The sequence below is a fragment of the Stutzerimonas kunmingensis genome (assembly GCF_014764705.1).
Lineage (GTDB): Bacteria > Pseudomonadota > Gammaproteobacteria > Pseudomonadales > Pseudomonadaceae > Stutzerimonas.
The window spans coordinates 51359-76291 of the sequence record NZ_JACXXG010000023.1 but is presented as its reverse complement, the minus strand read 5'-3'; the positions used below and the strand labels follow the sequence as shown (position 1 = coordinate 76291).

General features: G+C 64.1%; 22 protein-coding genes and 1 pseudogene. 8 read left to right on the top strand and 15 right to left on the bottom strand.

All coding sequences use genetic code 11. From position 1 onward, the window contains the following. Positions 1-178: 178 nt before the first annotated feature. Positions 179-2359, bottom strand: a complete 2181-nt coding sequence (locus tag IEG05_RS16655; RefSeq protein ID WP_191122409.1) for a malate synthase G — start codon at positions 2357-2359, stop codon at positions 179-181. A 229-nt stretch (positions 2360-2588) separates the two neighbouring features. Between IEG05_RS16655 and IEG05_RS16650 the strand changes: the two genes are divergently transcribed. After that, positions 2589-3113 (top strand): glycine cleavage system transcriptional repressor, encoded by a 525-nt coding sequence (locus IEG05_RS16650; protein ID WP_125860204.1) that lies wholly within the window; start codon positions 2589-2591, stop codon positions 3111-3113. 19 nt (positions 3114-3132) lie between these two features. Here IEG05_RS16650 and rarD read toward each other — a convergent pair whose 3' ends face one another. Further along, positions 3133-4023 carry an EamA family transporter RarD gene (gene rarD, locus IEG05_RS16645; RefSeq protein WP_191122408.1) on the bottom strand — a complete coding sequence of 297 codons (891 nt, stop codon included), beginning with the start codon at positions 4021-4023 and terminating at the stop codon, positions 3133-3135. A gap of 193 nt (positions 4024-4216) precedes the next feature. Between rarD and IEG05_RS16640 the strand changes: the two genes are divergently transcribed. The 3 genes from IEG05_RS16640 to IEG05_RS16630 all read left to right on the top strand — a co-directional run bounded on the left by IEG05_RS16640 (position 4217) and on the right by IEG05_RS16630 (position 7456). After that, positions 4217-4984: an SDR family NAD(P)-dependent oxidoreductase gene (locus IEG05_RS16640; RefSeq protein ID WP_191122407.1), complete on the top strand. Its 768-nt coding sequence runs from the start codon at positions 4217-4219 to the stop codon at positions 4982-4984. After that, positions 4981-6585, top strand: a complete 1605-nt coding sequence (treF, locus tag IEG05_RS16635; protein ID WP_191122406.1) for an alpha,alpha-trehalase TreF — start codon at positions 4981-4983, stop codon at positions 6583-6585. Before IEG05_RS16640 ends, treF begins: the two co-directional genes overlap by 4 nt. Before the next feature lie 115 nt (positions 6586-6700). Continuing rightward, a complete protein-coding gene (locus tag IEG05_RS16630) occupies positions 6701-7456 on the top strand; it encodes a FadR/GntR family transcriptional regulator (RefSeq protein WP_191122405.1) in 756 nt (251 codons plus the stop codon). 41 nt (positions 7457-7497) lie between these two features. On the opposite strand, the gene IEG05_RS16625 is transcribed toward IEG05_RS16630, so the two are convergent. The 8 genes and pseudogenes from IEG05_RS16625 to IEG05_RS16590 form a co-directional block, all read right to left on the bottom strand. After that, entirely contained in the window at positions 7498-8400 is a 903-nt protein-coding gene (locus IEG05_RS16625; RefSeq protein WP_104098869.1) for an EamA family transporter, read from the bottom strand. 223 nt (positions 8401-8623) lie between these two features. Beyond that, a pseudogene (locus tag IEG05_RS16620) lies at positions 8624-9904 on the bottom strand (TRAP transporter large permease). Continuing rightward, positions 9904-10431, bottom strand: a complete 528-nt coding sequence (locus IEG05_RS16615; RefSeq protein ID WP_041015650.1) for a TRAP transporter small permease — start codon at positions 10429-10431, stop codon at positions 9904-9906. Before IEG05_RS16615 ends, IEG05_RS16620 begins: the two are co-directional and overlap by 1 nt. 58 nt (positions 10432-10489) lie before the next feature. After that, positions 10490-11461 carry a TRAP transporter substrate-binding protein gene (locus IEG05_RS16610; protein ID WP_191122404.1) on the bottom strand — a complete coding sequence of 324 codons (972 nt, stop codon included), beginning with the start codon at positions 11459-11461 and terminating at the stop codon, positions 10490-10492. Positions 11462-11541: 80 nt separating this feature from the next. Further along, the gene (locus tag IEG05_RS16605; protein WP_046617567.1) at positions 11542-12432 is read right to left on the bottom strand and encodes an SMP-30/gluconolactonase/LRE family protein; all 891 of its coding nucleotides are present in this window, start codon (positions 12430-12432) and stop codon (positions 11542-11544) included. Between the two features lie 41 nt (positions 12433-12473). Further along, positions 12474-13289, bottom strand: coding sequence for an NAD-dependent epimerase/dehydratase family protein (locus IEG05_RS16600; RefSeq protein ID WP_046617568.1), 816 nt, complete (start codon positions 13287-13289; stop codon positions 12474-12476). 382 nt (positions 13290-13671) lie between these two features. After that, positions 13672-13980 (bottom strand): AzlD family protein, encoded by a 309-nt coding sequence (locus IEG05_RS16595; protein WP_191122403.1) that lies wholly within the window; start codon positions 13978-13980, stop codon positions 13672-13674. After that, positions 13970-14686 (bottom strand): AzlC family ABC transporter permease, encoded by a 717-nt coding sequence (locus IEG05_RS16590; protein WP_003282650.1) that lies wholly within the window; start codon positions 14684-14686, stop codon positions 13970-13972. The genes IEG05_RS16595 and IEG05_RS16590 overlap by 11 nt, the downstream gene beginning before the upstream one ends. Positions 14687-15184: 498 nt before the next feature. Between IEG05_RS16590 and IEG05_RS16585 the strand changes: the two genes are divergently transcribed. Together IEG05_RS16585 and IEG05_RS16580 are read left to right on the top strand one after the other, a co-directional pair. Then, on the top strand, positions 15185-15508 hold the full coding sequence (locus IEG05_RS16585; protein WP_046617569.1) for a helix-turn-helix domain-containing protein: 324 nt from the start codon (positions 15185-15187) through the stop codon (positions 15506-15508). Next, the gene (locus IEG05_RS16580; protein ID WP_191122402.1) at positions 15508-16734 is read left to right on the top strand and encodes a type II toxin-antitoxin system HipA family toxin; all 1227 of its coding nucleotides are present in this window, start codon (positions 15508-15510) and stop codon (positions 16732-16734) included. The genes IEG05_RS16585 and IEG05_RS16580 overlap by 1 nt, the downstream gene beginning before the upstream one ends. 121 nt (positions 16735-16855) lie before the next feature. Here IEG05_RS16580 and IEG05_RS16575 read toward each other — a convergent pair whose 3' ends face one another. Continuing rightward, positions 16856-17797: a LysR family transcriptional regulator gene (locus IEG05_RS16575; protein WP_046617571.1), complete on the bottom strand. Its 942-nt coding sequence runs from the start codon at positions 17795-17797 to the stop codon at positions 16856-16858. A gap of 105 nt (positions 17798-17902) precedes the next feature. On the opposite strand from IEG05_RS16575, the gene IEG05_RS16570 reads away from it, so the two are divergent. Beyond that, complete coding sequence (locus IEG05_RS16570; protein ID WP_191122401.1) at positions 17903-19045, top strand: L-talarate/galactarate dehydratase; 1143 nt, start codon at positions 17903-17905, stop codon at positions 19043-19045. Positions 19046-19082: 37 nt separating this feature from the next. Here IEG05_RS16570 and IEG05_RS16565 read toward each other — a convergent pair whose 3' ends face one another. The 4 genes from IEG05_RS16565 to IEG05_RS16550 all read right to left on the bottom strand — a co-directional run bounded on the left by IEG05_RS16565 (position 19083) and on the right by IEG05_RS16550 (position 23558). Further along, a complete protein-coding gene (locus IEG05_RS16565; RefSeq protein WP_191122400.1) occupies positions 19083-20603 on the bottom strand; it encodes a tripartite tricarboxylate transporter permease in 1521 nt (506 codons plus the stop codon). 10 nt (positions 20604-20613) lie between these two features. Beyond that, entirely contained in the window at positions 20614-21105 is a 492-nt protein-coding gene (locus IEG05_RS16560) for a tripartite tricarboxylate transporter TctB family protein (protein WP_191122399.1), read from the bottom strand. A gap of 64 nt (positions 21106-21169) precedes the next feature. After that, entirely contained in the window at positions 21170-22150 is a 981-nt protein-coding gene (locus tag IEG05_RS16555) for a tripartite tricarboxylate transporter substrate binding protein (protein ID WP_191122398.1), read from the bottom strand. 28 nt (positions 22151-22178) lie between these two features. Beyond that, the gene (locus tag IEG05_RS16550; protein ID WP_191122397.1) at positions 22179-23558 is read right to left on the bottom strand and encodes an enolase C-terminal domain-like protein; all 1380 of its coding nucleotides are present in this window, start codon (positions 23556-23558) and stop codon (positions 22179-22181) included. Positions 23559-24010: 452 nt separating this feature from the next. Here IEG05_RS16550 and kdgD point away from each other — a divergent pair, with 452 nt between their 5' ends. Beyond that, positions 24011-24922 (top strand): 5-dehydro-4-deoxyglucarate dehydratase, encoded by a 912-nt coding sequence (gene kdgD, locus IEG05_RS16545; RefSeq protein WP_191122396.1) that lies wholly within the window; start codon positions 24011-24013, stop codon positions 24920-24922. Positions 24923-24933: the final 11 nt, after the last annotated feature.

The following is a 24933-nucleotide window of genomic DNA, read 5'->3' as shown; positions in this document are numbered from 1 at the left end:
ACCCTTGCCTTCAGCTAACACTTCCCCTTGCCGGGTGTGTAGAGGACTTTCACCTCCAAGTCGCCAGGCTCACCACCACAGTGAACCCGACAGCGCCAGTCACGGCGCTACGCGCCATGCCTGGCGCACCATAAAAAAACCGCCCCGAAGGGCGGTTCCTGTGCAGCTCGGACGCGGGTTACAGGCCGCTCTTGGCCTTGAACTCACGACGGCGGCGGTGCAACACCGGCTCGGTGTAACCGTTGGGCTGCTTGGTGCCTTCGAGGACCAGCTCCAGGGCAGCCTGGAAGGCCACGCTGTTGTCGAAGTCAGGCGCCATCGGGCGGTACAGCGGGTCGCCCTGGTTCTGGCGGTCAACCACCGGCGCCATGCGCTTGAGGCTTGCGAGCACCTGATCCTTGGTAACGACGCCATGACGCATCCAGTTGGCTACGTGCTGGCTGGAGATACGCAGGGTGGCGCGGTCTTCCATCAGCGCGATGTCGTTGATGTCCGGTACTTTGGAGCAACCGACGCCCTGTTCGACCCAGCGGACCATGTAGCCGAGGATGCCCTGCGAGTTGTTGTCCAGCTCGTTCTGCTTCTCTTCCTCGCTCCAGTTGGTGTCTTGCGCCAGCGGGATGGTGAGGATGTCGTCGATGGAAGCTTTTTCGCGCTTGGCCAGTTCCACCTGACGCGCCTGCACGTCGATCTTGTGGTAGTGCATGGCGTGCAGGGTGGCGGCGGTTGGCGACGGTACCCAGGCGGTGTTGGCGCCGGCCATGGGGTGGCCGACCTTCTGCTCGAGCATCGCAGCCATCAGGTCAGGCATGGCCCACATGCCCTTGCCGATCTGCGCCTTGCCCTGCAGGCCGCAGGCCAGACCCACGTCTACGTTGTTGTTCTCGTAGGCGCTGATCCACTTCTCGGCCTTCATGGCCGCCTTGCGCACCATTGGGCCGGCTTCCATGGAGGTGTGGATTTCGTCACCGGTGCGGTCGAGGAAGCCGGTGTTGATGAACACCACGCGCTCGCGCGCTTCCTTGATGCAGGCCTTGAGGTTGATCGTGGTACGACGCTCCTCGTCCATGATGCCGACCTTCAGGGTGTTGCGCGGCAGACCGAGGACGTCCTCGACGCGGCCGAACAGCTCGGTGGCGAAAGCCACTTCTTCCGGGCCGTGCATCTTCGGCTTGACGATGTACATCGAGCCGGTGCGGGTGTTCTTGCGGCTGGTGTTGCCGTTGAGGTTGTGCACCGCGATCAGGCTGGTGAACAGACCGTCCATGATGCCTTCCGGCACCTCGTTGCCTTCCTTGTCGAGGATGGCGTCGTTGGTCATCAGGTGACCGACGTTACGGATGAACAGCAGGGAGCGGCCATGCAGGGTCAGCTCGCCGTTGCCGTCGGCCTTGGTGTAGACGCGGTCCGGGTTCATCGCGCGGGTGATGCGCTTGCCGCCCTTTTCCAGCTCCTCGACCAGGTCGCCTTTCATCAGGCCGAGCCAGTTGCGATAGACGATGGTCTTGTCGTCGGCGTCGACGGCGGCGATGGAGTCTTCGCAGTCCATGATGGTGGTCAGCGCCGATTCCATCAGGATGTCTTTCACGCCGGCCGCGTCGGTCTGGCCGATCGGGCTGGCCGGGTCGATCTGGATCTCGAAGTGAATGCCGTTGTTCTTCAGCAGCACGGCGATCGGTGCGCTGGCTTCGCCCTGGAAGCCCTGCAGCTGGGCCGGGTTTTTCAGGCCGGTGGTGGTGCCGTCCTTCAGCGAAACGACCAGCTTGCCGCCTTCGATGCGGTAGCCGGTGGAATCGACGTGGGAGCCGCTTTCCAGCGGTGCGGCTTCATTGAGGAAGTTGCGCGCGTAGGCGATGACCTTGTTGCCGCGGATCTCGTTGTAGCCCGGGCCCTTGCTGGCGCCGTCTTCTTCGGAAATGACATCGGTGCCGTACAGGGCATCGTACAGCGAGCCCCAGCGGGCGTTGGCGGCGTTCAGGGCGAAGCGCGCGTTCATGATCGGCACCACCAGCTGCGGGCCGGCCATGCGGGCGATTTCTTCGTCGACGTTCTCGGTGGTGGCCTGGAAGTCTTCGGCTTCCGGCAGCAGGTAGCCGATTTCCTGCAGGAAGCTCTTGTACGCCACGGCGTCGTGGGCCTGACCGGCGCGAGCCTGGTGCCAGGCATCGATCTGCGCCTGCAGCTCGTCGCGCTTGGCCAGCAGCGCGCGGTTCTTCGGCGCCAGGTCGTGGATGACGCTGTCGGCGCCAGCCCAGAAGGCGGCGGCATCGACGCCGGTACCGGGAATCGCTTCGTTGTTCACGAAGTCGTACAGGACTTTGGCGACCTGCAGGCCACCGACTTGAACGCGCTCAGTCATTACTCGCCTCACTTGGTTCTTCTAATTCGACGGACAGTTTCGTTTCTTGTAGTCCGAGTCGCCGGATACTACATGAAGCGCCGGGGAAAATCAGTCCGCCGAAAGAGCCGGTAGTTTCGGCCTTGCGACGCCGGGCGAGGGCGCCGCAGACTGTCGTTGGGGCGGCTGCCTGCTATACCTAATGGGCCGTCGCTACCGCGTGAGCGAATTCCCAGCACAGGAGCCGTCCATGGATCACCTCGTTCTTACCGTCATTGCCGAAGATCAGCCAGGGCTGGTCGAACGACTGGCCAAGTGCATCGCCGATCACGGCGGCAACTGGCTGGAGAGCCGGATGTCGCGCATGGCCGGACAGTTCGCCGGCATCCTGCGGGTAGCCGTGCCGCAGCAGGCGCATGCCGAGCTGACCGCCGCGTTGCAGGGGCTTGAGGCGCAGGGCATTCGCGTCCTGCTGGCGCATAGCGGCACGGAGCCAGCGGCGAGCTGGCAGGAAATTCAGCTGGAGCTGGTCGGCAACGACCGCCCCGGCATCGTCCGCGACATTACCCGTCTGCTCGCCGAGCATGGCGTCAACCTGGAAAGCCTGGACACCGAAGTATTGCCGGCGCCGATGAGCAGCGAGCTGTTGTTCCGCGCCGAGGTGAGGCTGGCCGTACCGAGCGACCTGTCGCTGGAGACTCTGCAGCAGCGCCTGGAGACCCTGGCCGACGACCTGATGGTCGAGCTCAAGCTGCAGCCGGCCGAGAAGCCCTAGACCGTCGCGGAGATCATTTTCAGCCGGCGCTTTTGCGCATCACCCGCCAGGCGTCCAGGCTGTAGACGGCGAGCCCCGCCCAGATGCAGAAGAAGGCCAACTGACGGTCGACCGGGAAGGGTTCGTCGAACAACTTCACGGCGAGGATCAGCAACAGCGTGGGCGTCAGGTACTGCAAAAAGCCCAGGGTCGAATACGGCAGGTGACGCGCCGCGGCGTTGAAGCCGAGCAGCGGAATCAGCGTCACCGGCCCGGCGGCCATCAGCCAGAGCGCATCGGTGCTGGTCCAGAACGCAGGTTCGGTGCTGGTGCCGCTGCTGAACCAGAACAGCCAGACCAGCGCTACCGGCAACAACATCCAGGTTTCCACCACCAGCCCGGGCAACGCGGCCACCGGTGCCAGCTTGCGTAGCAGACCGTAGCTGCCGAAGCTCAGCGCAAGCACGATGGAGATCCATGGGAATTCACCGAGCATCAGCAGCTGCAGGCTGACGCCGACAGTGGCCATCGCCACCGCCAGCCACTGCAGCGGGCGCAGCCGCTCGCGCAGCACGATCATGCCGAGCAGCACGTTGACCAGCGGATTGATGTAGTAGCCCAGGCTGGCTTCGACCATCCGGTCGTGGTTCACCGCCCAGACGTAGATCAGCCAGTTGGCGGCGATCAGCACACTGGAGATGCCGAGCACGCCAAGCCGTCGCGGATGTGCCAGCAGTTCGCGCCACCAGCCGGGGTGGCGCCAGACCAGCAGCACCAGCGAACCGAACACCGCCGACCAGATCACCCGCTGGGTAACGATCTCCAGCGCGCCGTACTGCTCGAGTGCCTTGAAGTAGAGCGGGAACATGCCCCAGATGCTGAACGTGGCCAGCCCCAGCAGATAACCCTTGCGCAGATTGGCGGTAGCCATGACGTCCTTCGACGAGCAGCGGAGAGCCGGCCATTTTGCGCCTTTGTCCGGAGGAGAGAAAGATTAGGCAGCTAACGTAGGCGTGCAGTGCGATCAGCGGGCGAAAGACTGAACGTGCGATGGCTCGTTCCGTCTCATGTGCATCATTGGTCGAAACGGCATCGCGCTCGCCAGAGCGTTTTGGAGGACCGCAATGCGCTTGCAGAATCAGGTGGCTCTGGTCACCGGCAGTACTCACGGCATCGGCCTCGGCATCGCCGTGCGTCTGGCCGAGGAGGGGGCCGATGTGGTCATCAACGGCCGCGAGGAAGATGACGAGGCCCGTGCGAGCCTCGAGCAAGTACGCGCCGTGGGGCGGCGGGTCTGCTTCATCGCCGCGGACGTCAGCCAGGTCGAGCAATGCCAGCGGCTGGTGCGCGAGAGCGTCGAGCGCATGGGCCGCCTGGATATCCTGGTGAACAACGCCGGGGTGCAGGCGCACGCCGCATTTCTCGACGCCGAGGAGGGCGACTACGACCGGGTACTCGACGTCAACCTACGCGGGCCGTTCTTCCTGGCCCAGGCCTTTGCCCGCTATCTGCGCGAGCAGGGCCGTGGCGGGCGGATCATCAACAACAGTTCGGTGCACGAGGAATTGCCGCACCCCAACTTCACCGCCTACTGTGCGAGCAAGGGCGGGCTGAAGATGCTCATGCGCAACATCGCCATCGAACTCGCGCCGCTGGGCATCACGGTGAACAACGTGGCGCCGGGCGCAGTGGAAACGCCGATCAATCGCGAGCTGATGAACCAGCCGGAGAAGCTCGCCAGCCTGCTGCAGAACATCCCCGCCGGACGCCTCGGCAGGCCACGTGATGTGGCTGGGGTCGTCGCCTTTCTGGCTTCTCCGGATGCCGACTACATCACCGGGACTACCCTGGTGGTCGATGGCGGTCTGTTATGGAATTACAGCGAACAATGACCAGTAGCCAGTCTTACCAGCCGTTCAGCCATGACGTCAGCGCCATCTCGCTGGCCGATACCCTAAGCCCCGCCGATCGCTATCAGGAGCTGTTCGTCGCGGTGCAGATGCAGCGCATCTTTCCCGACAGCAAGACCTTCGTCGACTGCGCGCCGCGGCGCCATCCCGAAGTCATCCTCGAGGCTTACCGCGCCCGCTGCAGTGAGCCCGGCTTCGATCTCGGCGCCTTCGTCCACGAGCACTTCAGCCTTTACGAGATGCCGGTCAGGGAATTCGTCGCCAACCCCGACGACAGCCTGGCCGAACACATCGACCGGCTCTGGCCGGTGCTCACCCGGCAGCCGCAGGACCATCCCGAGCATTCCTCGCTGCTGCCGCTGCCGCACCCGTACGTGGTGCCGGGTGGGCGCTTCACCGAGCTGTACTACTGGGATTCCTACTTCACCATGCTCGGCCTGGACGAGAGCGGGCACTGTGACCTGCTGCGCTCGATGGCGGACAACTTCGCCTACCTGATCGACACCTACGGCCATGTGCCCAATGGCAACCGCACCTACTACCTCGGCCGCTCGCAGCCGCCGGTGTTCGCCCTGATGACCGAGCTGTTCGAGGAAAACGGCGTGCACCGGGCCAGCGATTACCTGCCGCAGCTGCACAAGGAATATGCCTTCTGGATGGAGGGTGCCGATGCGCTGCGCCCCGGTGAGCGGCACCGGCGCTGCGTCTGCCTGGCCGACGGCGTGGTGCTCAACCGTTACTGGGACGAGCGCGATACGCCGCGCGAGGAGTCCTATCGCGAAGACGTCGAGACCGCCCGCGCCAGTTGCCGGCCGCGGCACGAGGTTTATCGTGACCTGCGCGCCGGTGCCGAATCGGGCTGGGACTTCAGCTCGCGCTGGCTGGACGATGCGCACCGGCTGGCGACCATCCGCACCACCAGCATCCTGCCCATCGACCTCAATGCGTTGCTCTACAAGCTCGAGCGGCAGATCGCCGAGCTGTCGGCGGTGAAGGGCCAGCAGGCCTGTGCCGAGAATTTTGCGCGGCGCGCCGAAATTCGCCTGGCAGCGATCGACCACTACCTGTGGAATCCGCGCGCCGGCGCCTACTTCGACTATGACTGGCGGCGCGGCCGGCAGCGCGACAACCTCACCGCCGCGACCCTGGCGCCGCTGTTCGTGCGCATGGCCAATGCCGAGCAGGCGGCAGCGGTCGCGACAACCGTGCGTGCCCGCCTGCTGGCCCCAGGCGGGTTGGCCACCACCGAGATCAGCGGCAGCGGCGAGCAATGGGATCGACCCAACGGCTGGGCGCCGCTGCAGTGGATCGCCATTCGCGGCCTGCAGCACTACGGCCATGACGCGCTGGCGCTGGATATCGAGGAGCGCTGGCTGACCATCGTCAGCCACCTGTTCGAGCGCGAGAACAAGCTGGTGGAAAAATACGTACTGCGCCCGTGCACCGAGCACGCCAAAGGCGGCGAGTATCCGCTACAGGACGGCTTCGGCTGGACCAACGGCGTCACGCGCAAGCTCATGCAGCAGGACCCCAGCCATCAGGCCAACCGCTGCCGGGCCGGGCACTGTCGCCCATCGCCCTAGGACATCTGGCGCGATGGTTGCGCGCAATCTCCCTACAAATGCAATGGATCAATAGTTATCGTACAACTGCTGGGCTATGATGACGGTTGCTTCCGCTTCTCAGAGATCGCCGTCCATGGATAACCAGAGCGCCCAGCCACGCGTCCGTCGCAAACACCGCAGCCTCGCCCAGGAGCTGGTCGCCGAACTGTCGCAGCAGATCCGCGACGGCATGTTGAAGCGCGGCGACAAGCTGCCGACCGAGTCCGCCATTATGCAGACGCAGGGTGTGAGTCGCACGGTGGTGCGCGAGGCGATCTCGCGCCTGCAGGCCTCGGGGCTGGTGGAAACGCGGCACGGCATCGGCACCTTCGTGCTGGATACCCCGAGCACCACCGGGCTGCGCATCGACCCGGCGACCATCGGCACCCTGCGCGACCTGCTGGCGATTCTCGAGCTACGCATCAGTCTGGAAGTGGAATCGGCCGGGTTGGCCGCGCAGCGCCGCTCGCCCGAGCAGCTGGCGGCCATGCGCGCCTTTCTCGATCAGCTCAACCAGAGCGCGGCGCACTCAAGCGATGCGGTGTCATCGGATTTCCAGTTCCATCTGCAGATCGCCGAAGCCACCGGCAACCGCTACTTCACCGACATCATGAGCCACCTGGGCACCACGCTGATCCCGCGCAGCCGGGTCAATTCCGCACGGCTGGCCCATGACGATCAGCAGCATTACCAGGCGCGCCTGGGCCGCGAGCACGAGCAGATCTACGAGGCCATCGAGCGCCAGGACCCGGAATCCGCGCGGGCGGCCATGCGGCTGCACCTGACCAACAGCCGCGAGCGGCTGCGCCAGGCCCACGAAAGCGCCGAAGCGGAAGTGCTGCAGAACTGATCGCCGCCCCGGCGCAGCTAGCGCCGGGTACGTCGACAGCCCTAGCGGCGGTAGGCCAGCAGGACGATACCGCCGACCACGATCAGGCCGCCGAGCACTTGCATGGCCCCGAGTACCTGCCCGAGGATCAGCCAGCCGAGCACCATGCCGGCCACCGGCTCCATGTTCATCACCGGCGCATTGCGCGCGATGTTCAGCCGCGGCATGCAGATGAACAGCGTCGAGAACGCCGCGCCGTAAAGCAGCACCAGGCAGGCGAGGGCGATCCAGCCGGCAGTTGCATTGGGCAGGCCCAGACCACCCGGAATCAGGTCGCTGGCGCCGAGCAGCGCGGAGGCGGTAAATACCACGATCAGCGTCAGCATGCTGCGCACCGAGCCGGCCATGCTCGACAGCTTGTGCTCGGTGACCCACAGCGCCACCGCAAACACCGCGGCGGCGGTCAGGCTGAACAGGATCCCGGCGGTCCATTGTTCATCCGTCGCCTCGTTACTCATCAGGCGCGCGGGTACATCCAGCACCAGCACCAGGCCGAACAGGATCAGGCCCATGATCGCAAGCGCCACGCGGGTCGGCCGCGGCCCGCCCACTGCCCAGGTGAGCAACGCCAGGAGGATCGGTGACAGGTTCACCACTAGCAGCGCCAGCGCCACCGGAATGCGCGCCACCGCCGAATAGATGCAGAAGCTCTGCACCGCGATCAGCAGACCCAGGAGGATCTGCCAGCGCCAGGTGGCCGGACTCAGGCGCAGCGATTCGCGCCGCCAGAACACCAGCGCGCCCAGCACCAGCAGGGTCACCCCGGCGCGGCAGAGCATGGCCAGCAGCAGGCCGGTGCCGTGATCGAAGGCGATCCGCGCGGCGATGTGGTTGGCCGCGAACGAACAGGCCAGCGTGGCCAGGACCAGTACAGCGATGTGGCGTGGAAACGGCGTGGCTAACATGGCAGGGCGATACGTCCTTAAACGAGGCGCTGCCCACAAGGCGGCTTTGCTTGGGCGAGTATCTCGGCAAACGATGCAGCGAAGCAGGCAGTGTGTGAGATCTTGCGAGCTAGAGCCCTACAAGGCAAAAACAGGCGAGGAAGCGGAGTTTACTTTTGTAAATGAGCATTCCGAGCCTGTTTTTAACGCAGGAGGGCCGACGCGCAGCAGATCGTGAGCTGGATCAGAGCACTACGCTCGGCAGCCACAGCGAAATCATCGGGATATAGGTCACTGCCATCAGCACGGCGAACAGCGCGGCGTAGAACGGCAGCAGGGCCTTCACGGTGTTCTAGATGGTGACCTTGCCGATGGCGGCACCGACGAAGAGTACCGCACCGACCGGCGGGGTAATCAGGCCGATCCCCAGGTTGACCAGCATGATCATGCCGAAGTGCACCGGGTCGACGCCGAACGACGTCACCACCGGCAGCAGGATCGGCGTGAGGATCAGGATCAGCGGCGCCATGTCCATCAGCGTGCCCAGCACCAGCAGCATCAGGTTGACGCACATGAGGATCACGTAGCGGTTGTCCGACAGGGTCAGGAACGCGGTGGTGATCTTCGACGGGATCTGCATCAACGTCATGATGTAGCCGAAGCTGGCGGCGAAGGCGATCAGGATCATCACGATGGAAAGCGTGCGCACCGTGCGGTGCAGCATCTTTGGCAGCTCGCGCCACTTGTAGTCGCGGTAGATGAACATGGTGACGAAGAAGGCCCAGACCACCGCCACCGCAGCGGACTCGGTGGCGGTGAACACGCCGGAGAGTATGCCGCCGAGGATGATCACCATGGTCATCAGGCCCCAGAGCGCCTCGACGCAGATCTTCAGCGCCTGGCGCAGCGGCACCACTTCGCCCTTGGGGTAGTTGCGCTTGCGGGCGAACAGCAGGCAGAGCGCGGCCATGGCGGTGCTGAGCAGCAGGCCCGGGCCGATGCCAGCGACGAACAGCGCGGAGATCGACACGGTGCCGCCGGCCGCCAGCGAGTAGATCACCGAGTTGTGGCTGGGTGGGGTCAAGAGTGCCTGCACCGAACCGGAGATGGTCACCGCGGTGGAGAACTCCCGCGGGTAGCCCTTCTTTTCCATTTCCGGGATCAGCACCGAGCCGACCGAGGCCGTGTCCGCCAGGGACGAGCCGGAGATGGCGCCGAAAAAGGTCGAGGCGGTGATGTTGACCAGTGACAGGCCGCCGCGGACGAAGCCGACCAGCACCCCGGCGAAGGCGACCAGGCGGCGGGCCATGCCGCCTTCGGCCATGATCGCGCCGGCCAGGACGAAGAACGGAATGGCCAGCAGGGAGAATTTGTTCACGCCGCCGGCGATCTGGATCATCACGGCGTGCAGTGGAATATCGATCCACCAGGCACCGACCAGCGTGGCCAGGCCGAGGGAGTAGGCTACCGGAACGCGTAGCAGGATAAGGACGATGAAGCTGCCCAACAGGACGACGGCATCCATTACACGGACTCCTTGGACTCTTCGCGGGCTTCGTAGTCGACGACACGGCGCTTGCTCTGGTCGCCGTACAGCAGTTGCTCGATGACGAACAGCAGGGTGATGAAGCCGCCCAGTGGAATCGGCGCATAGCTGAAACCGACGCGCATCCAGGGCAGGGTGCTCAGGTACTGGTTCCAGGTGGCAACGCACAGCTTGTAGCCCCAGATCAGCATGAACAGGCTGATGGCCGCCATGGCCAGGCGCACGAACAGGATGATGAAGGGCTGGGCCAGCGGCGGCAGGCGATCGCTGAGTACCTGTACGGCCATGTGTGCGCCGGCGCGGTAGCTGGCGGCGGCGCCGACGAAGGTGAACAGCACCATCAGCAGGATGGCGATGGGCTCGGGCCAGCCGAGGCCCTGGCCCAGTGCGTAACGGCTGAACACGCCCCACGGGATGATCGTCGCCATGATCACGATCGCCGTGGCCGCGACGATGACGCAGGTGCGATAGATGGCGTCATTGACGCCCAGAACCAGGTTTTTCATGAGAGTCCACCGGTTGCATCGCGACGGCACCGGCCGCCGCGATGCGCTTGCACGAGGATTACTGAACGGCTTCGATGCGCTTGATCAGTTCGGCGTAGGGCGCGCCGTACTTCTCGCGGATCGGCGCGGTGGCGTCGAAGAAGGGTTTCTTGTCGATTTCGATGAACTCGACCCCGGCTTCCTTGAGTTTGGCTTCGCTGGCGGCGGACTTCTCGTCCCACAACTTGCGCTCTTCGAACTGCGCTTCCTTGGCGAACTTCTTCACCAGGTCCTGCTGTTCGGCGCTGAGCTTGTTCCAGGTGGTCTTGGAGATCACGATCGGCTCGGGCAGGATCAGATGGCCGGTCAGGCTGTAGTACTTGGCGTTGCGGAAGTGGTTGTGCTCAAGCATGGTCGGCGGGTTGTTCTCGGCACCGTCGATCACGCCGCTCTGCAATGCGCTGAAGATCTCGCCGGTGTCCATGGCGATACCGCTGGCGCCCAGGGCGTTGAAGGTTTCGATGAACATCGGGTTGCCGATCACGCGGATCTTCATGCCCTTGAGGTCTTCCAGACTGCGTACCGGCTCCTTGGTGTAGAGGTTGCGCACGCCGCCGTCCATCCAGGCCAGGCCGACCATGTTGAATTCGGAGTTGGTGATCTTGTCGAGGATCTCCTGGCCGATGTCGCCATCGATGACCTTGCGCATGTGTTCATGGTCGCGGAACACGAACGGCATGTTGAACACGTTGACGTCCGGGACCACCGGTCCGAGGGTGCCGAGGCTGACGCGGGTCATCTGTACCGCGCCGAGCTGCACCTGCTCGACCACTTCCTTTTCCGAGCCGAGAACACCGCCGGCGAACATGCGGTAATCCAGTTCGCCCTTGGTGGCTTCGGCGATCTTCTTGCCCATGTTCTCCTGCGCGACCACCGTGGGGTAGCCGGCCGGGTGGATCTCGGCAATCTTCAGCGTCATGGCATGTGCCAGCCCGCTGACGCAGAAGGCGAAGGGTAGGGCGGTAACGAGCAACTTGCGTTTGAGGTTCATGACACTCTCCATCTTGTTTTTGTTGGTGTGCAGCGTTGCGAGAAGCGAGGTTGGGCACGCAGCGGCCCTTCCCTGGTGAGTCAGTTGAAAGCGGGTTCCTCCAGTCCGGTGACGCCTGGGTTCAGGGCGAAGACGCCACCGGCCAGCGGCTGGTCGCTCAGATCGCCGCCAGGTCGGATCGAGGTGACGTACAGCGTGTCCAGCCGTGGCCCGCCGAAGGCGCACATGGTCGGTTTCTTCACCGGCACGGCGAGGGAGCGATCCAGCCGTCCGTCCGGGGTGAAGCGGTGGATCAGCCCGGCGTCGTTGCCGCAGGTCCAGTAGCAACCCTCGGCATCCACAGCGGCGCCGTCGGGGCGGCCGGGGTACTCGAGCGTGTCGACGAACAGGCGGCGACGGCTCGGCGTGCCGCTGTCGGTGTCGTAATCGAAGGCCCAGATCTTCTGCACGCCGGGATGTGAATCGGACAGGTACATGGTTCGCCCGTCCGGGCTGAAGGCCAGGCCGTTGGGCACGATGAAGCCGTCCAGCTGCGGCACCAGCGGGCCGCGCGCGGCCTGGTCATCGAGCCGGTACAGCGCGCCGACCGGATGCCCGGCGGCCATGTCCAGCGCCATGCTGCCGGCCCAGAAGCGGCCCTGGCGATCGCAGCGGCCATCGTTCATGCGCATCGCGGGCAGCTGGTGATCGATGGTCGCCAACGGGCGGCTGTCGAGCCGGCCGTCCGGGCCTGTCTGCAGGGCGAAGAAGCCGCTCTCCATGCCGGCCACCCAGCCGTCGCCGTGGCGGGCGATGCAGGCCAGCATCTGCTCGCCCTGCCAGCGGGAAAGCTGGCCGTCGGCAGCGCTCCAGCGCAGCAGCTCGCGGTTGGGGATGTCGACCCAGTACAGCGCCTGTTCGGCGGCGACCCAGACCGGGCTTTCACCGGTGGCGCAGCGCAGGTCGGCGATGAGTTCAGCTTCACTGGCCATTGCGTTTCTCTTTGTTGTTGTACGCGGGCGAAGGGGGGCTATCAGTCGAAGGGGCCGGCTGCGACGAAGGCGCCGCCCTGATAGATGCCGGCCGGGTCGTCGGCGCTGTAAGGCGGTTGCTGCTCAACCTTGTCGCGGAACGCTTCGGAGCTGTCCTGCGCCTGGAAGCCCAGGTGCGCGGCCAGATGGTTGTCCCACCACACATCACGGTTGGCGGACATGCCGTAGACCACCGTATGGCCGACCGCTGGCGTGAACAGCGCGCAGCGCATCAGCTCGGTGAGGTCACGAAAGCTCAGCCAGGTGCTCATCATTCGGCGGTTGGCCGGCTCGGGGAACGAGGAGCCGATGCGGATGCTGACAGTCTCGATGCCGTAGCGATCGTGGTAGAAGCTCGCCATGTCCTCGCCATAGGACTTGGACAGGCCGTAGTAGCCGTCCGGGCGCCGTGGTGCGTGGGCGTCCAGGGTTTCGGTCTGCGGGTAGAAGCCGATCACATGGTTGGAGCTGGCGAAGACCACGCGCTTGATGCCGTGCAAGCGGGCTGCTTCATAGATGTGAAAGGTGCCGCGGATATTGGCGTCGAGGATTTCCTCGAACGGCCGCTCGACGGAGACGCCGCCGAAATGGGCGATGGCATCTACGCCTTCGCACAGGGCATGCACGGCCGCCTTGTCGGCGAGATCACAAGGCACGACCTCCTCGTGTTCGCCGGCTGCCGGGGCCATCGGCGCGATATCGGACAGTCGGATGATACGGGCGTAGGGCTGCAGCTTTTCGCGTAAGACCTTGCCAAGGCCGCCTGCCGCTCCGGTGAGCAGAAGACGGCCAAGCGTGGGATTGGGGGTGGTAGTCATCGGGGTGCCTGTCATTATTGTTCTTGAAGTCATCTGTTGTCATATGACATGTGCCAAATATCAGCATCTAGTCACATGAATGTCAACACGCTTAAAGTCGTATTTGATGACATATGTTGCTTCTCAGTGTCACTTCCGTTGTGTTGTCCAAGCTAAAGCGCCGCGACAGAGGGCTCCAGAGTAGCGGCGCCCAAGATTGATAAAAGCGGGGCGCTGCCAGCAATATTTTCGATAGTTGTATGACGACCTTTCGAAAATAGAGTGGCAACGAGGTCGGTGCGCGGTCAGCACAATGCCGACGCGCTGCTGGTGCACACGGTAATGACTGCTATGGAGGCTGCCGAACTCGGTGTCCTGAGCGGCCGCGATTGGCCGCTGCTGTTCAGAGCTGCCTGGCCAGCGCCGCGGCGAGGATACCGGCGGCAATCGCCGGCAGCGGCTTTTTCAGCACCAGCATGGTCACTGCCGTGGCTAGCAGCGCCAATCGCGCGCCAGCATCACCCTGCAAGGCCATCGGCGCGACGATCGCCACCAGCACTGAGCCGGACATGGCGGTGATGAACTGGCGGACGCGGTCGCTGATGGGCACGAAGGCCATGACGAACACGCCGCCCCAGCGCGTCGCCAGGGTCACCAGTGCCATGACCAGCACCACGGTCAGCGCGCCTGCGCCCGTCGCATCAAGATTCACGCGCTTTCTCCTTCCACAGCAGCCCTGTCGCGCCACCGGCGAGGGCACCCACCACCACGTGGCTGTTCTCCGGCAGGTAACGGAAGGCGAGCAGCGAGGCGCCGGCGGCAACGCTCCAGATCACCAGCATGCGCAGGTTCTTTTCGCCGCCCACCACCATTGCCAGCAGAAAGCAGCCCATCACCATGTCCAGGCCCAGGCGCTTAGGATCACTGACGGCACTGCCGAAATGGATACCCAGCCAACTGCCGACCACCCAGAACGACCAGAGCGCCAGGCCACCACCGAGCAGCAGGCCGAATCCCGGGCGGTTGCGGTTGAAGGCCTGCATGGCCATCGCCCAGTTGGCGTCCGAGGCGATCAGCATCACCCCGTAGCGCCTGCCCGGCGACAGCTGGCGCAACCAGGGGTAGAGCGTGGCGCCCATCAGCAGGTGGCGGGCGTTGATGGCAAACACGGTGATCATCAGGGTGAACAGCGGCACCTGCGTGCCCCACAGCTCCAGCGCGGCGAACTGCGAGGCGCCGGCAAACACCAGCGCGCTCATCGCCAAAATCACCGAATCGTCCAGCCCGGTCTGCACCGCGGCGAGGCCGAAGGCGGCGCCGAACAGGGTGACGAAGATTGAAATCGGCGCGAGCTGGCGAAAACCGGCCCAGACCATGCGCCGGTCGAAATGATGCAGCTCGCTTTCTGCGTCAGTCATGCATGAGTCCTCCAGTGGCAGCGCCGGATCGACGACGTCATTCAATGTCCAGCCGGCCAGATTAGGGCGTGTTGCCGCAACGGAACAGCGCAGTTGGCGTCGGATCGGGCGGTACAGATTCGTTCGAGCAGTCGATGGCGCAGAGGACAATGAAGGCTTCGGCCTATCGACGCTGCGCCTTGCCAGCCACCACCAATGCTATAGAGGGTGTTGTCCGCTTCTGATATTGCAGCTGTGACGGGCTGCTGACTCCAGAAGCTGCCGGTCGCAGCAGAAGGCTGATCTGGCTGGACTGGTGCCGAACTGGATAGATCTACCGCCCAGAATCCGAGAGTTGATCTACCCTGCCGGGGTTGTTCTTCTTAAATAAGGTATCTATTAATGATAGTTTATGGTCATTAAGGTGCTATAAGAAGCCTTATTAACTGTCTGAAAAGGTTGCTTAGTGCGCGATTGGTAGTACCTTATCCTTTGTAGGATGTCGATTGGTGCCACCTTATGAAAGACTTTTTCCCTGTTCAAAGTACCTCTCTGCTTTACCGTATAGGCCTTCTGGTGAAGGAGGCGCGTCTGCGCATGGGGATACGACAGGCTGACCTTGCAGAGCGGGCTGGAATTTCTCTCCGAGCTGTTCGACACATTGAGGGGGGCAAGGCTGAAGGTGTTTCGTTGCGCGATTTCATGCTCGCGCTGTTTACCGTTGGGATCTCTGACCGGGTTTTCCAGGCGCTGATCGATGACCCTGCGCTTGATCTCGGCGCTTTGGAAACCAATGCGACCAGGCGCGTCAGGCTGCCTCGCAGCAGCGCGGAGGACTTCTGATGTCGCGCGCTTACATCTATATGGAATGTCCAGAAACGGGTGAGACTGTGACGCTGGGCAGGCTGACCCTTGCTGGTAGCACGGGAGCCTTCGTCTATGCGCCGGAGATCGTGGAAGCCAAGCGTTGGGTGCCTGATCCGATACGGTATCCGCTCTCCACTCGACCCATTCAGGTACATAAGAATGGCGGCGTTCCCGGCTTCATTGATGATGCGATGCCAGATGGCTGGGGAGAACGCCTGTTGCGCCGCACCCGAAAGGGCGAGCTCACTCCGATCCAGCTCCTGCTGTTATCTCCTAACGAAGATCGCGCCGGAAACATCATGGCTGGCGAAGATCGCACACCGAGGCCGGGAATAGGCGAAAGGCCTGTGAAAATGCTTGAAGCCAAAGGGCTCGATCATTTCATAGATATTTGCGCTGCGATCTATGACAGCCAGCTGAGCGCTGAGCAGCTGGAGGCATTAAGAATACGGGATCAGCGCTCAGCTGTTGGTGGTGCCAGGCCCAAGCGCACGTACCGCTTTGATCACAAGCTGATTCTTGCCAAGCCACGCGACAAATTTGATCACTACGACCTGCCGAAATTCGAGTATGCCTGCATGACTTTTGCGGCTGCCAAGGGGATGAATGTTGCCCGGACGGCACTCCATCAAAGTGAAAAAGGCAACACGTTGCTAGTGGAGCGATTCGACCGAGAATGGTCAGCGAATGATGCAAGGTTTCGCCGCATTCCGATGATGAGTGGCTTAACTCTTCTCGATGCCGAATGGCATGTGCAGCGCAGCAACGGATGGATCTACGCGGCGCTCGCCGATGAGCTGTACCGCAGAGGCGCGCCAGATTCTGATAGGCAGGCGCTCTACAGGCGAATGGCCTACAACGCTCTGGTCGGCAACAGTGACGATCATCCTCGCAACCACGCAGTGATCTGGCAGGAAGGAGCTTGGCGCCTCTCGCCCATGTATGACGTTCTTCCCGTCCTGGGAGAGGGGCCTGCCCAGAGGCTGGCGATGGAAGTTGGTATCAACGGTACTCTCCTAAGTCGAGCTAACCTGCTTAGCCAGCATGAGCATTTTGCACTGACGAAAGATGAGGCGGCCGGCATACTGGACGAGGTCGCTTCTTGGGAGTCGGAGCTGATGGAGCACTATGCAGAGCATTTGGCTGGGGCTGAGCTGGATGCGGTGGTGGACGCAACAAGCAGCGGGAGGCTGCTGGCTTAGGGGCGGGCTGCGAAGGCTTTTTCTGCACTCTTGGGCCTTGCTTTAGCGTCGAGCAGCGCATTTGTCACAGGCCTGAATAGCCCCGGCTCTGGTCAACCATTTGAACGTCAACTCGTGGCCGTCAGCAGTCCGTCCCATGGTGTAGGCCTGGGATTGGCGGCAGGTCCAGGGCGATATCGCGGGCCGCCTGACGCACGGCGTCGCGCGCCGCTTCCAGCGTCGGGTTGTCGTTGTCGTCGCGCCAGGCCAGATGCAGCTCGGCGCAGATGCCCGCTGGCAGCGGCAACTCGCGAAAGCGTACCTGCTGGAAGCGGATCGCGCTGGCCCCGCGCGGCACCAGCGCCATGCCGAGGCCAGCGTTGACCAGCGAGAGGATGGTCAGCGTCGAGCCCAGCGACTGGACGAATTCGGGCTGGATACCGCTGGCACGGAACAGCCCGGTGTGCAGCTCGTTGAACGGCTGCCAGGCGCCATGGGCATAGAGGATGAACGGCTCGCCGTGGAGCATTTCCAGGGTCGGCGCCGGATGCTGCGCCAGCGGATGATCGGTCGGCGTGGCCAGCACGAAAGGCTCGCGCAGTAGGCATTCACTGACCAGTCCCGGCTGCTGCAACGGCTCGCGCACCACCGCCAGGTCGACCCGACGCGCGCGCAGTGCCTGCAACTGCTCGAAAGTGGTGGTCTCCAGCAGGTTGATGGCCACGCCTGGCCGTTCCCGGCGCACCTGGGTGATGGCGCGCGGCAGGAAGCCGTATACCGCGCTGGCAACGAAGCTGATGGTCAGCGAGCCGCTCTCGCCCAGTGCAGCCAGCCGGGCACCCTGTGCGGCGCGGTGGACTTGGTCGAGCAACGCCTGGGCCTCGACGAAGAAGGCGCGACCGGCGGCGGTGAGCGCCACAGAACGCGTGCTGCGGGTGAACAGCGCGACGCCGAGCTGGTGTTCCAGCAACTGGATCTGCCGGCTCAGCGGCGGCTGGGTCATGTTCAGGCGCTCGGCCGCGCGACGGAAATTCAGTTCGCTGGCCAAGGTAGTAAAGCATCGCAGTTGGGCGAGTTCGAACATTGATCCGTTCCTGGTATCAATCGAAAGCGTTAATGAATTGGACCGTATCAATCAGCCGGCGGATTATCCAGCGCATCCCCTGACTGGCGAAGCGGCGACACACGAATGAGCGACCTCTATGAAGCGGACCGCATCAGCTGGATCGGCCTGCGCGCGGTGGAGTTGCCGCTGCAGCGGCCGGTCAGCGACGCCAAGGTGCTTACCGGGCGACAGCTGCCCCTGGCGTCGGTCAGCCTATTGTTCGTCGAACTGCAGACGCAGCAGGGTCATAAGGGGCTGGGCTTCAGCTACAGCCTGCGCACCGGCGGCCCGGCGCAATATGCCCACGCGCGGGAACTGGCGCCGTTGCTGCTGGGCGAGGATCCCAACGACATCGCCCGCCTGTGGCGCCGGCTGAGCTGGGCCAGCGCCTCGATCGGGCGCAGCGGCCTGGCGGTGCAGAGCATTGCCGCCTTCGATACGGCGCTTTGGGACCTCAAGGCGCGTCGCGCCGGGCTGCCACTGGCCAAGCTGCTCGGCGCCCATCGCGACGCGGTGCCTTGCTACAACACCTCCGGCGGCTACCTTCAGGCGCCCATCGAGGAGGTCATCGAAAAGGCCGAGGCGTCTAGGGCGCGAGGCATTGGCGGAATCAAGCTGAAGGTCGGCCAGCCTGACCACCGCGCCGACCTGCGCCGGGTCGCGGCGCTGCGCAGGCACTTCGGCGACGAGGCGGCGCTGATGGTCGACGTCAACCAGCAATGGGATCGCACCACCGCGGCACGCATGGGCAGGGCGCTGGAGGAGTTCGAGCTGACCTGGATCGAGGAGCCGCTGGACGCCCACGATCTGGAAGGTCACGCCGCCCTGGCCGCTCAGCTCATCACCCCGGTCGGCACTGGCGAGATGCTCGGCAGCGCGGCCGAAGCCTGTGCCTTTGTCGAGCGCGGGGCGGTGGATGTGATCATGCATGACGCGCCGCGCATCGGTGGTTTCACGCCGTTCCTGCAGGTGGCCGAGGCGGCGCGGCGGCGTGGAATCGTCATGGCGCCGCACTTCGTCATGGAGCTGCATATCCACCTCGCTGCGGCCTACGAACATGCCGCCTGGGTCGAGCATTTCGAATGGCTCGAGCCGCTGTTCCGGGAGCGACTCGAGATCCGCGATGGCTGCATGCAGGTGCCGACCCGGCCCGGGCTGGGGCTGAGCCTCAGCGAGCAGGTGGCGGGCTGGACCCTGGCAAGCGATGCGTTCGGTCAGCGCGGCTGAGCCAAGCCGCTCCTCCGGCGGGAAGAGGGGCGCAGGTTCAGGTGCGTAGCGCCTGACCGAGCACGCCGCCCCGTGGCCGCACCGCGCTGTACAGCTGCCAGAGCACGAAGGCCAGGGCCAGGCCGAGGAAGGTCGCGGCGATGGGGTTGGTGAAGAACGAGGCGAAGTTGCCGTCGGAGAGCATCAGGCCGCGGCGCAGGTTGGTCTCCGCCATTGGCCCGAGGATGAAGCCGATGATGAAGGGCGCGACCGGCATACCCGCCTTGACGAAGGCATAGCCAAGCACACCGAACAGCAGGATCGACCAGACATCGAACAGCCGGCTGGAGAGGCCGAACGCACCGACCACACAGAGCACCAGGATGATCGGCAGCAGGATGTGCTTGGGTACGTCGAGCAGCTTGATGAACAGGCGCAGGCCGTAGAACTCCATGAACAGCATCATCACCGAGGCCACCAGCAGCGCGGCGAAGATGGTGTAGACCAGCGGACCCTGGCTGACGAACAGCAGCGGTCCGGGCTGGATGCCGTGAATCAGAAAGCCGCCGAGCAGGATCGCGGTGGTGGTGTCGCCGGGAATGCCCAGCGTCATCAGCGGCATCATGGCGCCGCCGATGCCGGCGTTGTTCGCCGTCTCGCTGGCGACCACGCCGCCGATGTTGCCCTTGCCATAGGTTTCCGGCTGCTTGGCGCGCTTCTTGGCGACGATGTAGGAGAGCAGGTTGGAGGTGCCGGCACCGATGCCCGGCAGGATGCCCACTGCCAGGCCGATCAGGCCCGAACGACTGGCATTGGGCAGCTCCTGGCGGAACTCCTTGAGCGAGAAGCCGAAGCCCTTGATGTCTTTCATGCTCACCGAGCCGGCCTTGCTGCGCACGGCATGCCGGCCGGTTTCGGCGAGCTTGATGACCTCGGCCACGGCGAACATGCCGATCATCACCGTCAGCATGGAAAAGCCGCCGTTCAGCTCGCTGACGCCGAAGGTGAAGCGGCGTACTGCCTCGACCGGCGCGATGCCGACGGTGGATACGGCGATGCCCAGCGTGCCGGCGAACAGCCCCTTGACCATTGAGCCGGCCGACAGGGTGGCGATCAGCGTCAGCGAGAACACCGCGATGGCGAAGTATTGATGCGGGCCGAAGCTCAGCGCGACCTTGGCCAGCTGCGGGGCGATGAACATCAGCGCGATGATGCTGAAGATGGTGCCGAGAAAGGAAAACACGATGCCGACCCCGAGCGCCTTCACGCCCAGGCCCTGCTCCATCAATGGGCCGCCGTCGAACACCGTGGCGATGGACGACGGTGTACCCGGAATCTTCAGCAGGATCGCCGAGATCAGGCCGCCGGACGTAGCGCCGATGAACAGCGCGACCAGCAGCGACAGGCCAGCTTGCGGCCCCATGGTAAAGGTCAGTGGCAGGCACAGCGCCACCGCCATGGTCGCCGACAGGCCGGGCACGGCGCCGAAGACGATGCCAACCGCAACGCCGCCGAGCATCAGCAGCAGGATGTTGAGCGAGAATACGGCACCGAAGCCTTGCTGCAGTAATTCGAGCATGGTCGATTCCTCAGAAATTCAGCAGGCCAGCGGGCAGCAACAGATCGAAGGCCTCGCGGAACAGCAGGTAGATGACGGCCGACGTGACCACCGCGATGGCTGCGTAGAGCAGGTGGCTGACCTTGTGGTCAGCGGGCGTCAGGACGATGAACTGCAGGTACAGGTAGATCGCAGTCATGATGGGAAAACCCACCGGGCCCAGCAGTACGACGTAAAGCAGGATCAGGCCAAGGGTCTTGAGCACGGTCAGCGGCTCGGTAACGGTTGGCTTGGGCTGGTCCGGCGTATCGCTGCTGCTCTCTGCAGCCTGCGCGTGGCGGGTAAAAGCGCTCAGGGTCTGCAGCAGGCCCAGCAGGCATAGCAGGATGGCCAGCAGGGTGGGGACGGTGGCGGCATCGATGCCGTCGTGGCCGGGTACGCGGTAGGCCATCACCAGATAGGCGATGCTGGCGCCGAGCATGGCCACGCCGATGGTCAGTTCTTTCTTGTTTGCAGTGGTCATGGCAAACCTCCGTGCGCGAGGAGAGACAGCCAGCCGGCGTGGCCGGCTGGCGACACGTCAGGGATCAGTTCTTGGCCTGACGCAGTTCGTCCTTGAACTGCATGAAGTCCTCGCGAGTCTTGGCCAGGATCGCCTTGGCCTCTTCGGTGCCGTAGTAGGCCACCGGCTGCTTGAACTTCTTCAGTTCCTCGGCGTACTCGGGGATCTCGGTGATCTGCTTCATCACGTCGGCCATCTTCTTCACGATCGCCGGGTCGGTGCCCTTCGGGAAAGCGACCACGTAGGGCTTGTCCATGGTGATGTCGAGGCCCTGCTCCTTGAGTGTCGGCACCTCGCCGAGCAGTGGGTTGCGCTCCTCGTTGGGCTGGCCGAGGGCGACCATCTGCCCACCGCTGACGTAGTCCTGCACCGAGCCGTAGGTGATCGCGCCGAGGTCCAGGCGTCCGCCGAGCATGCCCACCACGCGGTCGGAAACCGTGCCGCCGTCGACCATCTTCAGCTTGGTGTCGGTCAGCTTCTCCAGCATCAGCCCCTGTACGTGGGAGAAGCTGCCCATCTCGGTGCCGTAGGTGATGCTGCCCGGCTCGGCCTTCGACTTGGCGATCAGGTCCTGCATGCTGGTCACGCCGGACTGCTTGGAGGCGACGAACACGGTGCTCTTGTCGACCCCGGCGATGCACGCCACATCGAAGGTCTCGTAGCTGTCCTCGGTCAGGCCGGCGACCTCGTTGACGATCAGCTGCCCCGGGTGGGTGAAGAGAATGGTGTTGCCATCGGCGGCCGCGCCCTTGACCTGCTCGGCGGCCAGGGTGCCGCCGCCGCCGGCGATGTTGGTCACCACCATGCTCTTGCCGGTGATCTGATTGAAGTACTTGGCCATGGTGCGGGCGTTGAAATCGGTGTCGCCGCCAGGGTTGGCGATCACCACCACCTGTACGGGGCGGGTCGGCCATTTCACATCGGCGGCCATCGTGGTGGAGGCGGCAGCGAGACCGGCGATGCCGACGAGGGCGGAAAGCAGGGAGGCGCGGAATATTGTTTTCATTGGAGTTCTCCGGGTTTGGGCTGCGGGTTCAGGTATTGCGGCCGAGGCTGGGTTTCTTCGGGTCGTAGATCCAGCCAGGCACCAGGTAACGCATCGCCATGGCGTCGTCACGCGCACCACTGGCGACCTTCTTGTAAAGCTCGTGAGCCGCCATGATCCGGTCCATGTCCGGCTCGATGCCCAGGCCCGGGCGCTCGGGTACGCGAACCTGGCCGGCGACGATCTGCAGCGGCTCGCGGGTCAGGCGCTCCTGGCCTTCCTGCCAGATCCAGTGGGTGTCGATGGCGGTGATGCGCCCCGGTGCAGCGGCCGCGGCATGGGTGAACATGGCCAGCGAGACGTCGAAGTGGTTGTTCGAATGCGAGCCCCAGGTCAGGCCGAACTGCTCGCACATCTGCGCCAGGCGCACCGAGCCCTGCATGGTCCAGAAGTGCGGGTCGGCCAGCGGGATGTCGACTGCCTCCAGGCGCAGCGAGTGGCCCATCTGCCGCCAGTCGGTGGCAACCATGTTGGTCGCAGTGGGAATGCCGGTGGCGCGCTTGAACTCGGCCATGATCTCGCGGCCGGAATAGCCATTTTCCGGGCCGCAGGGGTCTTCGGCGTAGGCCAGCAGGTGACCCTGGCCCTTGCACAGAGCGATGGCCTCGTCCAGCGACCAGGCGCCGTTGGGGTCCAGCGTCACGCGGGCATCCGGGAAGCGCGCCTTGATCGCGGCGATGGCCTGTATCTCCTCCTCGCCGCGCATCACCCCGCCCTTGAGCTTGAAGTCGGCGAAGCCATAGCGCGCATGCGCGGCCTCGGCCAGGCGGGCGATGGCGTCTGGGGTCAGCGCCTGCTGGTGGCGCAGGTGGTACCAGCCCTCGCCAGTGCTGGCCAGATAGGGCAGGTCGGTGCGCTGGCGATCACCTATATAGAAGAGGTAGGCGAGCATCGGCACGGCATCGCGCTGCTGGCCGCTGCCGAGCAGCTCGGCTACCGGCACGTCCAGGTGCTGGCCGAGCAGGTCGAGCAGGGCGGCCTCGACTGCGGTTATCACGTTGTCCAGGCGCAGGTTGATTTCGTGGGGCTGCTTGAGCACCGCCGCCTCGGCTGCGGAGGTCACCTCGTGGCGGGTGTCGCGGCCATTGCCGGCAAGCATCGCGCGCAGGTGGTTGAGCACCCGGTTGTAGGCGCCGATTGGCTGGCCGATGACCAGCGGGCAGCTACGCTCCAATGCCTGACGGATACCCTCGCCACCGGGTACTTCGCCGATACCGGTGTTGCCGGCATTGTCGGTGAGCAGGACCAGGTTGCGGGTGAAGTAGGGGGCGTGGGCGCCGCAGAGATTGAGCAGCATGCTGTCGTAGCCGGCCACGGGTATGACCTGCATGCTCTGTACGCGGGGCGTTGCACTGAACGGCTGACTCATTGTGCGCGGCCTCCGCTGCAGGCGAGGCGAGCGACCGGGGCGGGCGCTGTGCACACATCTGCTGAGGCAGCGCGGCGGATGGCGTTATCGGCAGCCAGCGGCTGCGCAGGGGACGGGCAATTGCGGAACATGTCCGGGGCCTCGCTATTGTTATTGTGGTCATAGGTCGTCGTACGACTATGGAGGATTTTTTACAGTTCGCTACGTCGCCTGTCAAACGAAATCATCAGTGCATTTGGCTGGGTCATCTGCAGCTGCTTATGCCTTTTAAGCTGCCGCCCTCATGGTGATTGACCTGGCCGGGCGAGTGAAAAGCAGAAAGCTTTCATTCAGCTTTCAGCGCTGAAGAAAATGCGCAGAAAAAACGGTTGGAGTATTTTTAGTTGTACGATAACGTATCTCAAGGCTGATGCCCTTGTACCTCCTCCACATGCATTCAGGATGCTCGAATAATGAACCCACAAGAATTGAAGGCCATCCTCTCTTCCGGCCTGCTGTCATTCCCGGTCACCGACTTCGACGCGCAGGGCGACTTCAATCGCGCCGGCTACGTCAAGCGCCTGGAATGGCTCGGCCCCTACGGTGCCTCGGCGCTGTTCGCTGCCGGCGGTACCGGCGAGTTCTTCTCGCTGGAGCCGCGCGAGTACAGCGAGATCATCAAGACTGCCGTGGATACCTGCGCGGGCACCGTGCCGATTCTCGCCGGCGTCGGTGGCCCGACCCGCCTCGCCATCCAGATGGCACAGGAGGCCGAGCGCCTGGGGGCCAAGGGCCTGCTGCTGCTGCCGCACTACCTCACCGAGGCGAGCCAGGAAGGCGTGGCGCTGCATGTCGAGCAGGTCTGCAAATCGGTGAACATCGGTGTGGTGGTCTACAACCGCAACGTCTGCCGCCTGACCGCGACGCATCTGGAGCAGTTGGCTGATCGCTGCCCGAACCTCATCGGCTACAAGGATGGCCTCGGCGATATCGAGCTGATGGTGTCGATCCGCCGCCGCCTCGGCGAGCGTTTCAGCTACCTCGGTGGCCTGCCGACCGCGGAAGTCTATGCCGCGGCCTACAAGGCGCTAGGCGTGCCGGTGTATTCCTCGGCGGTGTTCAACTTCATTCCGAAGACCGCGATGGACTTCTACAAGGCCATCGCCCGCGAAGATCACGAAACTGTCGGCAAGCTGATCGACGATTTCTTCCTGCCGTACCTGGACATTCGCAATCGCTGCAAGGGCTATGCAGTCAGCATCGTCAAGGCCGGCGCACGCATTTCCGGCTACGACGCCGGCCCGGTGCGCGCGCCGCTGACCGAGCTGAAGCCCGACGAATACGAGCGCCTGGCGGTGCTGATCGAGAAGCAGGGCGCCCAGTAAGCCTTTCCGGA